This is a genomic window from Achromobacter sp. ISS7, assembly GCF_056523125.1.
This window is the reverse complement of the sequence record NZ_JAWRZD010000001.1, coordinates 1,524,408-1,536,828: the sequence shown is the minus strand read 5'-3', so window position 1 is coordinate 1,536,828 and position 12,421 is coordinate 1,524,408. Positions and strand designations below refer to the sequence as shown.

At 66.6% G+C, this 12,421-nt stretch carries 10 protein-coding genes; 6 read left to right on the top strand and 4 right to left on the bottom strand.

Annotation, left to right across the window (positions count from 1 at the left end):
* Positions 1-14: 14 nt before the first annotated feature.
* Positions 15-767 (bottom strand): glutamine ABC transporter substrate-binding protein GlnH, encoded by a 753-nt coding sequence (glnH, locus tag AC1HFW_RS07145; protein ID WP_006394754.1) that lies wholly within the window; start codon positions 765-767, stop codon positions 15-17.
* Positions 768-932: 165 nt separating this feature from the next.
* Here glnH and AC1HFW_RS07140 point away from each other — a divergent pair, with 165 nt between their 5' ends.
* The gene (locus AC1HFW_RS07140; RefSeq protein ID WP_479282440.1) at positions 933-1,973 is read left to right on the top strand and encodes a C45 family autoproteolytic acyltransferase/hydolase; all 1,041 of its coding nucleotides are present in this window, start codon (positions 933-935) and stop codon (positions 1,971-1,973) included.
* A 97-nt stretch (positions 1,974-2,070) separates the two neighbouring features.
* Positions 2,071-2,631, top strand: a complete 561-nt coding sequence (locus tag AC1HFW_RS07135) for a hypothetical protein (RefSeq protein ID WP_479282438.1) — start codon at positions 2,071-2,073, stop codon at positions 2,629-2,631.
* 80 nt (positions 2,632-2,711) lie between these two features.
* On the opposite strand, the gene AC1HFW_RS07130 is transcribed toward AC1HFW_RS07135, so the two are convergent.
* The 3 genes from AC1HFW_RS07130 to nudC all read right to left on the bottom strand — a co-directional run bounded on the left by AC1HFW_RS07130 (position 2,712) and on the right by nudC (position 7,895).
* Positions 2,712-6,335, bottom strand: a complete 3,624-nt coding sequence (locus AC1HFW_RS07130; protein WP_479282436.1) for a hydantoinase B/oxoprolinase family protein — start codon at positions 6,333-6,335, stop codon at positions 2,712-2,714.
* Positions 6,336-6,421: 86 nt separating this feature from the next.
* A complete protein-coding gene (locus AC1HFW_RS07125; protein ID WP_006394750.1) occupies positions 6,422-6,931 on the bottom strand; it encodes a winged helix DNA-binding protein in 510 nt (169 codons plus the stop codon).
* Positions 6,932-7,124: 193 nt separating this feature from the next.
* On the bottom strand, positions 7,125-7,895 hold the full coding sequence (gene nudC, locus AC1HFW_RS07120) for an NAD(+) diphosphatase (protein ID WP_479282434.1): 771 nt from the start codon (positions 7,893-7,895) through the stop codon (positions 7,125-7,127).
* Between the two features lie 279 nt (positions 7,896-8,174).
* Here nudC and AC1HFW_RS07115 point away from each other — a divergent pair, with 279 nt between their 5' ends.
* From AC1HFW_RS07115 to AC1HFW_RS07100, 4 genes are all read left to right on the top strand, one after another.
* Positions 8,175-9,149, top strand: a complete 975-nt coding sequence (locus tag AC1HFW_RS07115; protein ID WP_061071378.1) for a TRAP transporter substrate-binding protein — start codon at positions 8,175-8,177, stop codon at positions 9,147-9,149.
* A gap of 7 nt (positions 9,150-9,156) precedes the next feature.
* Positions 9,157-9,657, top strand: coding sequence for a TRAP transporter small permease (locus tag AC1HFW_RS07110; RefSeq protein ID WP_479282432.1), 501 nt, complete (start codon positions 9,157-9,159; stop codon positions 9,655-9,657).
* Entirely contained in the window at positions 9,650-10,951 is a 1,302-nt protein-coding gene (locus AC1HFW_RS07105) for a TRAP transporter large permease (RefSeq protein WP_479282430.1), read from the top strand. The genes AC1HFW_RS07110 and AC1HFW_RS07105 overlap by 8 nt, the downstream gene beginning before the upstream one ends.
* Before the next feature lie 337 nt (positions 10,952-11,288).
* Complete coding sequence (locus AC1HFW_RS07100) at positions 11,289-12,356, top strand: porin (RefSeq protein ID WP_061071381.1); 1,068 nt, start codon at positions 11,289-11,291, stop codon at positions 12,354-12,356.
* Positions 12,357-12,421 lie beyond the last annotated feature (65 nt).

Below are 12,421 nucleotides of genomic sequence, written 5' to 3'. Positions count from 1 at the left end.
TCCGACGCAGAAGCTCAGGGCTTCTTGCCGAACCACTTCTCGTAGATGGCGTCGTACTGGCCGTTGGACTTGAGCGTGGCCAGGGCCTTGTTGACCTGCGGCACCAGTTCGCTGCCCTTGGGGAAGGCGATGCCGTAGAAGTCGCCGCTCTTGACCGAGCCGACCACCTTGACGCGGCCCTTGCCGGCCGTGTTGGCGTAGTACTGGACGTTGGGCGTGTCGTGCACGGCGGCGTCGACCCGGCCGGTGGCCAGTTCCAGGTAGGCGTTGTCGATGTTGGGGAACAGCTTGAGCTTGGCGTCCGGCACCTGGGCCTTGAGGAAGTCCACGGTGGCCGTGCCGGTCTTGACCGCGACGGTCTTGCCGGCCAGCGACTTGGCGTCCTTGATGTCGGTGTTCTTGTCGCCGACCAGGATGGCCAGGCCGCTTTCGTAATAGGGATCGGAGAAGTCGATCACCTTCTTGCGGTCATCGCGGATGGTGATGCCGGCCAGCGCGACGTCGATGTTCTTGGTCTGCAGGCCGGGGATGATGCCGTTGAAGTCCATCGGCTGCAGCTTGTACTTGACGTTCAGTTCCTTGGCGATGGCGGCCCACAGGTCCACGTCGAAACCGGTGTAGGTATTGCCCTGCTTGAACTCGAACGGCACGAATGCCGTGTCGGTGGCCACCACCAATTCCTTGCCTTGGGCGTAGGCGCCGGAGGCGGCGCCGAACATGGCCATGGACAGGCCGACCAAGGCGGCGGCGACTTTACGTTTAATCATGAAACTCTCCTCTTGGGGCCGATAGCACCCGGGGTTGTAGTTGGAACATGATGCGCGGGCCACGCCGGGATCGCCGGAGCAACTTACGGGGCATGTTAACGCATCCGTCCCCACCGGAGAGAGCTTAGAAAAATTACAATCCGCATGACACCCCGGAGAATCCCCATGCCCTACAAGTATGTACGCATCGCCGGCAACCGACGCCAGGTCGGCGTGGCGCTAGGCAAGCTGGCCCGTCCCCTGATGGCGACCTACCTGGACCAGAGCGCCACCTGGAAGGCGCTGCGCCCCTGGCGCGGCCATCCTTATCTGGACGAACTGGGGGAACAGGCCCGCGCCGCCCTGCCCGCGGTCTGGGAGGAACTGGCCGGGCTGGCCGAGGGGCTGGACATGCCGCTGGCGGACGTGCTGCTGTGGAATTGCCGCGGCGACCTGCTGCACAGCAGCGGCAGCGGCGACGGCTGCACCTCGGTGGCGCTGAAGGCGGCGGACGGCACCCGCTGGATCGGCCACAACGAGGACGGCGATCCGTTCCTGTATGGCCGCTGCCACCTGGTGGACGTGGCCCTGGACGACGCGCCGGGCTATCTGAGCTTCTATTACCCCGGTTCGCTGCCGGGCCATACTTTCGGCGCCAACCGCAGCGGCCTGGTGCAGACCATCAACAACCTGCGCACCAAGCAACGCCAGCCGGGCGTGCCGCGCATGCTGCTGGCGCGCGCGGTGCTCGACTGCGCCACGCTGGACGAGGCGGTGGCGCTGCTGGCGGACGCGCCGCGCGCCGGCGGTTTCCACCACACGCTGGGCTCGGCCGCGGACGCCCGCATCTTCAGCGTCGAAGCGGCGCCGGGCAATGCCTCCGTGCTGGAGATCGGCACCCGCTACGGCCATGCCAATCACATGGTGCACCAGGACAGCCGCGGCCAGGCGCAGGTCATCACCGACTCGTCGCGCGACCGCCAGCGCCGCATCGAGGGCATCATCGACACCTGGTCGCCCGCCACCACCGGCGCCGACCTGCTGACGGCGCTGCATGATACCGACGGCGATTTACCGATCCTGCGCACAGACCGCGACGATCCGGACGGCGAAAACACGCTCGCCACCGCGATCTTCGAGATCGGCGATGGCGAGGTGACGCTGCGGGTCTATGACCGCAAGCCGAAGGCGGACATCGTGCTGGATGTGATGAACGATCCGGAGTGATGGGGCGAAAATATCGGATCGAACCCAATCGAACGATCCGGTGAAGCCACCTACGATGGCGGGACGCATCCGTGTCCCACAGTTTTTCGCGCCATCCATGATTTCCTCCGCCGTCTCGCTCTTCCTGCTGCGCGGGCTACCCCTCTCGCGCTTCGATTACCCCCGCTGGCATTCCGTATTGGCCATGACGCTACTCGGCGTGCTGACCGGCCTGGACCCCAGGCTTTTTAACGAGCCGGGCGTCATCGTCCTGCCGATGTGGTTCGGCGTGACCGTATCGGTGCTCTCCGAATGGGCCTGCTTTCTGGTCATCTTTGTCATCCTGCATTGGTGGATGAAGCGTGGCGGCCGCTGGGATGGCCAGGGCGACCTGTTCAACCTGGTGGCCGCCTCCTGGCTGGTCTGCGACATGCTCTGCGGCGGCCTGGTCGCGTTGGGGGTACCCGTGTCGTTTACCGTTCCACTGTGGCCATATTCACTGTGGGTGGGCGCCGTGGCGTTGTCGGGCGGCATCCCGAAAGCCAGCCGGGGTTACTGCCTCGGGGGCATCGCCCTCGGGCTGATCCCAGCCGGATTGGCCATGATCGCCGTACTCTTCGCGTTCGGGATCTTCCTGGCCATGCTGGGCGTGGCGCCGCCCGGGTCGCCCGCCGCGTGAAGCCGCGCAGGGGCGAAGCGCCATGCAAACGGGGCGACCCGTGATGACCATCCCGGATCGCCCCGCCCTTGCCGCCTGTATCAGCGGACGCCGTAGCCTCCGCCTCCCGGCGTTTCCACCACGAACACATCGCCCGGATGCAGCTGGGCACTGTCCTGCGGACCGAGTTCCTGCACCGAGCCGTCGATCCGCTCGACGTAGTTGCGGCCCATCGCGCCCGGCTCGCCGCCAGCCAGGCCGAACGGCGCGTGCAGGCGGTTGTTGGACAGGATCGCGGCGGTCATGTCTTCCAGGAAGCGGATGCGGCGCACGCCGCCGTTGCCGCCCGGATAGCGCCCCGCCCCGCCTGAACCGTGGCGGATCTCGTACGACTCCAGCCGCACCGGGAAGCGGAACTCCAGCACTTCGGGATCCGTCAGGCGCGAGTTGGTCATGTGCGCCTGCACCACCGACGTGCCCGCGAAGCCCTCGTCGTGCGGGCCCGCGGCGTCGATGCGCACGGGGCCGGCGCCGGTGCCGCCCGAGATGGTCTCGTAGTACTGGTGGCGCGCGTTGCCGAACGTGAAGTTGTTCATGGTGCCCTGGCTGGAGGCCAGCACGCCGAGCGCGCCGTACAGCGCGTTGACGATGCACATGGACGTTTCGACGTTGCCCGCCACCACCGAGGCCGGCGGATTCGGGCGCAGCATCGAGCCTTCCGGCAGGATGATCGACAGCGGCACCAGGCAACCGTCGTTGAGCGGGATGTCGTCGTTGACCAGGGTGCGGAACACGTACAACACCGCGGCCACGGCGATCGCGCCCGGGGCGTTGAAGTTGTTGTCCAGCTGGTCCGAGGTGCCGGTGAAGTCGACCACGGCGCTGCGCGCCTGGTTGTCGACCCGCACCGCGACGCGGATGACCGCGCCGTTGTCCAGCGGGTACTCGTAGCGGCCGTCCTTGAGCACCGAGATCACGCGGCGCACCGCCTCTTCGGCGTTGTCCTGTACGTGGCCCATGTAGGCGCGCACGACGTCCAGGCCGAAGTGGTCGCACATGCGCAGCAGTTCCTGCACGCCCTTTTCGTTGGCGGCGATCTGCGCGTGCATGTCGGCGATGTTCTGGTCAGGATTGCGCGCCGGCCAGCGGCCGGAGCCGAGGATGTCGCGCGCGGCCTGTTCACGGAACTCGCCGCCCTTGACCAGCTGGAAGTTGGTGAACAGCACGCCTTCGTCTTCGACCGTCTTCGAATCCGGCGGCATCGAGCCCGGCGTGGTGCCGCCGATATCGGCGTGATGGCCGCGCGAGCCGACGTAGAACAGGATCTCGCCGCCCTTGCGGTCGAACACCGGCGTGATCACCGTGACGTCCGGCAGGTGGGTGCCGCCGTGGTACGGGTCGTTGACCACATAGGCGTCGCCCGGCTGCATGCGGCCGGCGTTGGCGTTCATGACGGTGCGCACCGACTCGCCCATGGAGCCCAGGTGCACCGGCATGTGCGGCGCGTTGGCGATCAGGCGGGCCTGGGCGTCGAAGATTGCGCAGGAGAAGTCCAGGCGTTCCTTGATGTTGACCGAGTACGCCGTGTTCTGCAGGCGGTAGCCCATCTGTTCGGCGATCGACATGAACAGGTTGTTGAACACCTCCAGCATCACCGGGTCGGCCTGCGTGCCGACGGCGCGGCGCTGCGGACGGGCCTCGACGCGGCGGATCACGAAGTGGTCCTGCTGCGTCAGCTCGGCCTGCCAGCCGGGTTCGACCACGGTGGTCTGGTTCGGCTCGGAGATGATGGCGGGGCCCGCCACCACGTCGCCTCCGGCCATGTCCTCGCGCACGTACAGGGGCGTGTCGCGCCAGGCGCCGCCGCTGTACATCCGCACCGTGCGGCGCGGCGCCAGCGCGCCGTCGCGGCTGCGCGAGGCGGGCGTCTCGGTGACGCGCTCGCCGCCGCCGGTGGCTTCCACCGAGATGGTTTCCACCACCAGCTCGCGGTTGGGCATGAGGAAGGAATAGCGCTGGCGGTAGGCCGCCTCGAAATCCGCGCGCGCCTGCTCCAGCGTGCCGTAGGCCACGTCCAGCGCCGTGTCGGTGCCGCGGTATTTCAGGTGCAGGCGGCGCTGCACGCCGATGTCGCTGTCGGCCACGTGCTGGCGGCGCAGTTCGCCCACGGCCTGCTCGGCCAGCACGTCCAGCTCGCCCTGCAGTTCGGCCATCAACGCGGCGTCGAGGACCTTCTCGACGGTTTTCTGGCGCATGTCGGTCTGGTCCGCCAGGCCCATGCCGTAGGCGGACAGGACGCCGCCCAGCGGGTGCGCGAACACGGTGGTCATGCCGAGCGCGTCGGCCACCAGGCAGGCGTGCTGGCCGCCGGCGCCGCCGAACACGGTCAGCGCGTACTCGGTGACGTCGTGGCCGCGTTGCACGGAAATGCGCTTGATCGCTTCGGCCATGTTGCCGACGGCGATTTCCAGGAAGCCCTCGGCCAATTGCTCCGGCGTCATGTCGCGGCCGGTGGCGGCGCGGACTTCGTCGGCCATGGCCTGGAAGCGCTGCACGACCGCATCGCGGTCCAGCGCTTCGGTGGCGTCCGGGCCGAACACCTTGGGGAAGAAGTCGGGCTGGATCTTGCCAAGCAGCACGTTGCAGTCGGTCACGGCCAGCGGACCGCCGCGGCGGTAGCAGGCCGGGCCGGGATTGGCGCCCGCCGAATCCGGGCCGACGCGCAGGCGCGCGCCGTCGAAATGCAGGATCGAGCCGCCGCCGGCCGCGACCGTGTGGATGCTCATCATCGGCGCGCGCATGCGCACGCCGGCCACCAGGGTCTCGAATTCGCGCTCGAATTCACCGGCGTAGTGCGACACGTCGGTGGAGGTGCCGCCCATGTCGAAGCCGATGATCTTGTCGAAGCCCGCCTGTTCGCTGGTGCGCACCATGCCGACGATGCCGCCGGCCGGGCCGGACAGGATGGCGTCCTTGCCGCGGAAGCGGTGCGCGTCGGTCAGGCCGCCGCTCGATTGCATGAACATCAGGCGGATGCCGGGCAGTTCGCCGGCCACCTGGTCGACGTAGCGCTTGAGGATGGGCGACAGGTAGGCGTCGACCACCGTGGTGTCGCCGCGCGAGACGTACTTGATCAGCGGGCTGACCTCGTGCGAGGCCGACACCTGCGTGAAGCCGATCTCGCGCGCGATGCGGGCGGCGCGCTGCTCGTGGCCCGTGGCGTGCCAGGCGTGCATGAAGACGATGGCCACGGTACGGATGCCGCTGTCGTAGGCGGCCTGCATGTCGCGGCGCAGCGCGGCTTCGTCCAGGTCGCGGATCACTTCGCCGTCGGCCGCCACGCGCTCGTCGGCCTCGACCACGGCCTCGTAGAGCATTTCCGGCAGCATCACGTTGCGGTCGAACAGGCGCGGACGGTTCTGGTAGGCGATGCGCAGGCCATCGCGGAAACCGCGGGTGGTCACCAGCAGCGTACGTTCGCCCTTGCGCTCGAGCAGCGCGTTGGTGGCGACCGTGGTGCCCATTTTGACGCACTCGACCTGCTCGGCCGGCACCGGCTGGCCGGGCGCGATGCCCAGCAGCTTGCGGATGCCCGCCACCGCCGCGTCGCGATACTGCTCGGGGTTCTCCGACAGCATCTTGGCGGTGGTGGTGGTGCCGTCGGGGCGGCGCGCCACGATGTCGGTGAAGGTGCCCCCACGATCAATCCAGAATTGCCACTTCATATTCATCCTCGGGTACAAGAAGCCGCCACGGCGCTGCCGGCCGCGGCGTGCGGGTGGTGGTACGGGGCGCTGCCCCGCGTATCGGTTTACAGGGAGGTCGCGGCGCGCGCGGCCTGGTCGTACAGGCCGGACAGGGCGCGCAGCGTGTGCGCCAGCTGGCGGCTGAATTCCAGGCCGCCCCCGCCCGGCGCGTCGAGGCCGGCGGTCAGGCATTGCTCGCGGATTTCGCCGTAGCGCTTGATGATGGCCGCGCCCTCGGGCGTGACGCTGTAGAACACTTCCTTGCTGGCGCGCTCGCCCTTGACCACGCCAAGGCGGTCGAGCTTTTTCAGCGCGTAGTTGACGATGTGGGTGTCCTCGACATTGAGCGTGAAGCAGATGTCGGCCAGCTTCTTGGGACGCTGGCGGTGGAACACGTGGTGGAACACCATGACGTCGGTGGGCGTCAGGTCGGGCAGGCCCGCGGCGGCCATGCAGCGCACGGTCCAGCGGTCAAAGGCGTGGCTGGCGATCATCAGGCCGAATTCGACTTCGGACAGGTCGGGCGCGCTGCCTCCGGCCAGATGGGCCGACGAGGCGATCAACGTGGGGGTCATAAGGGCCGCGCAACAAGTTTATCTGCGCGAAATACTAATAATTTATCTATATTTCATCAATAAAAAATAATTCAGGGACACAAAAAAACCCTCGTTTCGAGGGAATACCCTAGGCTCAATCGTCCAGCCGGGCCACGCAAATGCCCGTGGGCGGCAGGCGCCGGCGCGCGGCCGCCGCCTGGCCGCCAAGGCATCAAGGCGCGTCCCAGCCCGCCGGCAGGTGCGCGCGGATCAGCGAACCGGCGATGGAGATGCGCGCCGCGATCTCGGGCATCGGGTCGCCCGGACCGAACCAGCGCGCGTCGGCGATCTCGTCTTCCTGCACGCGGATGTCGCCCGACACGTACTCGGCCGTATAGGCCACCATCAGCGAATGCGGGAACGGCCAGGACTGGCTGCCGAAGTACTTCAGGTTGCCGACCTTCAGGCCGACCTCTTCCAGCACCTCGCGATGCACCGTCTGCTCGATGCTCTCGCCCGGCTCGACGAAGCCGGCCAGCGCCGTGTAGCGCCCGGTGGCATTGGCGGTGTGACGGGCCAGCAGGATGCTGTCGCCCTTGCGGATCAGCACCATCATGGCCGGCGAAATGCGCGGATAGGCCGAGAAGCCGCAGGCCGGGCAGCGCTGGCAGAACTCGCCGCTGACGCGGGTGGTGGGCGTGCCGCAGGCGCCGCAGAAACGGTGGGTGCGAGCCCATTCGGCGATCTGGTAGGCGCGGCCCGTGAGGGCCATGCGTTCCTCGTCCAGCACCCCGAACAACGACCGCAGCTTCTTGAAGGCGTAGCCATGCGGCGCCTCGATGCCCGGCTCGACATGCGCGGCGCGGGCCGGCGATTCGGGCGCGGCCCACACCGGCTGCAAGGCCTCGGCCCCGAGCCCGGCGCGCACACAGGCGTCCAGGTCGGGCAACACGCTGGTCGCTTCCTCGACCAGCAACTCATCACGACGAAACACGAAATTCACACGACCCTCTGCGACACGACTGCGATGACAAGATCTTAGAAGAAAACGACGTTGCCGCAAGGCATCGTCCGGCCCGTGGGCACACTATTTCAATCTTCAATCATTCTGCCCACGCCAGCCTAGGAATTACCCGTAAACACGCGGTTACAGGCACTTTGTGACCGAGAGGCAACATAGAATGGCACGGCTTTTCAGCGACGCGTCATGCCACGCCACGCGCTTTTTTCGCAATGCCTACCGGGCCAGTCCCGCACTCATCATTCGCAAAGAAGGACCATCATGTTCAAGAAGCTCTCGCTGTTGACCGGCAGCCTCATCGTGGCGTTCAGCGCCGGCGCCCAGGCCCAGACCAAGTGGGACCTGCCCAGCGCCTACCCCGCCAGCAACTTCCACGTCGAAAACCTGACCACCTTCATCAAGGACGTCGACACGCTGTCGGAAGGCAAGCTCAAGATCACGCTGCACAACAACGCCTCGCTCTACAAGGCGCCTGAAATCAAGCGCGCGGTGCAAGGCAACCAGGCCCAGATCGGCGAGATCCTGCTGACCAACTTCGCCAACGAAGACCCGATCTACGAACTGGACGGCCTGCCCTTCCTGGCGACCGGCTACGACGCGTCGTTCAAGCTGTACCAGGCGCAGAAGCCGTTCCTGGAAAAGAAGCTGAATTCGCAGGGCATGACGCTGCTGTACGCGGTGGCCTGGCCGCCCCAGGGCGTGTTCGCCAACAAGGACATCAAGCAGATCAGCGACATGAAGGGCTTGAAGTGGCGCGCCTACAGCCCGGTGACGGCCAAGATCGCCGAACTGGTCGGCGCCCAGCCGGTGACGGTGCAGCAGGCCGAACTGGCGCAGGCCCTGGCCACCGGCGTGATCGACTCGTACATGTCGTCAGCCTCGACCGGCTACGACACCAAGACCTACGAGTACATCAAGAAGTTCTACGACACCCAGGCCTGGCTGCCCAAGAACGCCGTGATCGTCAACAAGAAGGCCTTCGAGGCGCTCGACCCGGCCACCCAGGAAGCCTTGAAGAAGGCTGGCGCGCAGGCCGAAGAACGCGGCTGGAAGCTGTCGCAGGAAAAGAACAAGTGGTACCAGGAAGAGCTGGCCAAGAACGGCATGGAGACGATCAAGCCCACGGTCGAGCTCAAGGAAGGCCTGTCGGTGATCGGCAAGCGCATGCTGGATGACTGGCTCAAGAAGGCCGGCGCCGATGGCCAGGCCATGATCGACGCCTACCGGAAGCAGTGATACGACCATGCGCCGCTTTCTGGATGGACTTTACGGCGCGGCCGGCCTGCTGGCCGGCCTGTGCACGATCGGCGTGCTGGTGGCGGTGCTGGCCGCCATCATCGCCCGCCAACTCGGCCTGAACATTCCCGGCACCGACGCCTATGCCGGGTATTTCATGGCCGCGGCGGGCTTCCTGGCGCTGGCCAGCACCTTCAAGCACGGCGAACACATCCGCGTGACGTTGCTGCTGAACTCGCTGTCGCCCGCTCGCAGTCGCCGCCTGGATATTTTCGCGCTGACGATGGGTTGCCTGCTGGCGGCCGCGTTCGCGTTCTTCAGCGTCAAGCTGGCCTACGACTCCTGGCAGTTCAACGACATCTCCACGTCCAACGACGCCACGCCGCTGTGGATACCCCAGCTCAGCATGGCCGTGGGCACGGTCCTGTTCCTGGTCGCCCTGCTCGATGAGCTGGTACGCCGTTCACGCGGCCTGGCCGCCGCCTCCTCGCAGCAAACCCATGAATGAACTTCTCGTCATTACCCTGCTGGTCGTCTCGATCTTCGCGTTGCTCGGATGCGGCGTCTGGGTCGGCCTGACGCTGGCGGGCACCGCCTGGATCGGCATGGAGATCTTCTCCAGCCGGCCCGCCGGCGACGCCATGGCCGTCACGATCTGGGGCGCCTCGTCCAGCTGGACGCTGACCGCCCTGCCCCTGTTCCTGTGGATGGGCGAGATCCTGTTCCGCACGCGTCTGTCCGAGGACCTGTTCAAGGGCCTGGCGCCGTGGCTCAACCGGCTGCCTGGCCGGCTGCTGCACACCAACGTGATCGGCTGCGCCATCTTCGCGGCGGTGTCGGGCTCGTCGGCGGCCACCTGCGCCACCGTCGGCAAGATGACCATTCCCGAACTGACGCGCCGCGGCTACCCCGAATCGAAGATCCTGGGCACGCTTTCGGGCGCCGGCACCTTGGGGCTGCTGATCCCGCCGTCGATCATCATGATCGTCTACGGCGTGGCGGCGGACGTGTCGATCGCCAAGCTGTTCATCGCGGGCATCGTGCCGGGCATCCTGCTGGCGCTGCTGTTCATGGGCTACATCGCCTGGTGGGCGATCCGCAACCCCGATGAAGTGCCGGCGGCCGACCCCGGCCTGACGCTGCGCGAGAAGCTGTCGCGCTCGCGCCACCTGATCCCGGTGATGCTGCTGATCGGCGCCGTGCTGGGCTCGATCTACACCGGCATTGCCACGGCCACCGAGGCCGCCGCGGTGGGGGTGGTCGGCGCGCTGATCCTGTCGGCGCTGCAGGGGTCGCTGAACCGCGGCGCCTTCATGCAGTCGCTGCTGGGCGCCACCCGGCTGTACTGCATGATCGCGCTGATCCTGGCGGGTGCGCAGTTCCTGACGCTGGCGATGGGCTACATCGGCCTGCCGCGGGCGCTGGCCGAGTGGATCGGCGGGCTGGGCCTGTCGCAGTTCGGCCTGATCATGGCGCTGATGGTGTTCTTCATCGTGCTGGGCTGCTTCCTGGACGGCATCTCCATCGTGGTGCTGACCATGGGCGTGCTGCTGCCAACGGTCCAGGCCGCCGGCATCGACCTGATCTGGTTCGGCATCTTCATCGTTTTCGTTGTGGAAATGGCACAGATCACGCCGCCGGTGGGCTTCAATCTGTTCGTGCTGTCCGGCATGAGCGGGCGCGAACTGCCCTACATCGCGCGCGCGTCGCTGCCGATGTTCTTCCTGATGATCCTGGCCGTGCTGCTGCTGTACCTGGTGCCCGGCATCGCCACGTGGCTGCCGCTGCACATGACGCTGTGATGTCATCACCGCGCCCCGGAAACCCCGTTCTCGCAACGGGGTTTTTTTTGGAACAATCTTTTGATTGTTCCAACAATCGCCTTTTTTGCCATTCTGTAAACCCAGGGAAAACGCGAAAAAGATAAACGCACTACACAAGCCGTAACTTTTTTAGAATCCCCGTGGCGTTCCAGTGCGCACCAAGATGGCGCATGAACGCACCCAGGGCCAACGCTCCGGACCCGCGCCAACCCCTGGCGTCGGTGCAGCGGCCCCGCTCCGGGCGAACCGCCAGGCGCATCCCGTCGAGTCACAAGCCCGGCGTACGCAAAGAACAGAAACATTAGGAGAAGCCTTCGTGAAACGCATCACCCTCTCGCTCGCTGTCGCAGGTCTCGGCCTGGCCGGCGCCGCTTCGGCGGAAACCAGCGTCACCCTGTACGGCATCGCCGACGTCAGCATGCGCTACGTCAACACCAGCTCCGGCTCGACGGGGCAGGACGGCAGCCGCATCTCGATGGAAAACGGCGCCATCTCCAACAGCCGCTGGGGCCTGCGCGGCTCGGAAGACCTGGGCGACGGCAACCGCGCCTTCTTCCGCCTGGAGCAAGGCTTCAACGTGCAGAACGGCAACTCGTCCAGCTCGGGCAAGACGTTCAACCGCCTGGCCTACGTCGGCCTGGACGGCGGCAAGATCGGCGCGCTGACCCTGGGTCTGCAGAACACGGTGATCCAGGACCTGATGGCCGACTACTTCGACCCGCTGACGGTCGGTAACTACAACGAAAACTCGTGGCTGCCCGCCGCCATGGGCCGCGTGCGCAACAACAACGGCGTCCGCTACTCGAACACGCTGGGCGACCTGAACGTGATCGCCCAATGGTCCAACGGTGAAAAGTGGTCCGACCGCAAGGCCGGCCAGCAAATGGGCGTGAGCCTGCGCTACACCGTCGGCCAGCTGGGCCTGGGCGCCGCGTACCAGAACACCTACGAAGGCAACGATTCCGATCTGCGCCAGCGCGTCTGGAACTTCAGCGCCTCGTACCAGTTCGAAAGCGCCAAGGTCTTCGCCGGCTACTTCAATGGCCGCGACCAGACCGGTTGGGTCAACGCCGTCATGGGTGGCACCACCACCGCCCAGCTCGACCGCAAGGACAACGGCTACTTCGCCGGCGTGACCTGGCAGGCCACCCCGCGCTGGGCCCTGACCGGCGCCGCCTATTTCGACCAGAGCAAGAACGTGGTCGAAGACGGCGACAAGGGCAAGCGCTACGCCCTGGTGGCCGTGGCCGAGTACGCGCTGTCCAAGCGCACCCAGGTGTACGGCACCGTGGACTACAACAAGGTCCGTGACGCCGCCACCGGTGAAATCGCCGGCCGCACCAGCCAGCTGGGCGCAGGCGTGGGCATCCGCCACATCTTCTAAGTCCTTCGCGACTTACGGCCCGCCCCCGGCCGCATATCAAAAAGCCCGTCGCTCGCGCGACGGGC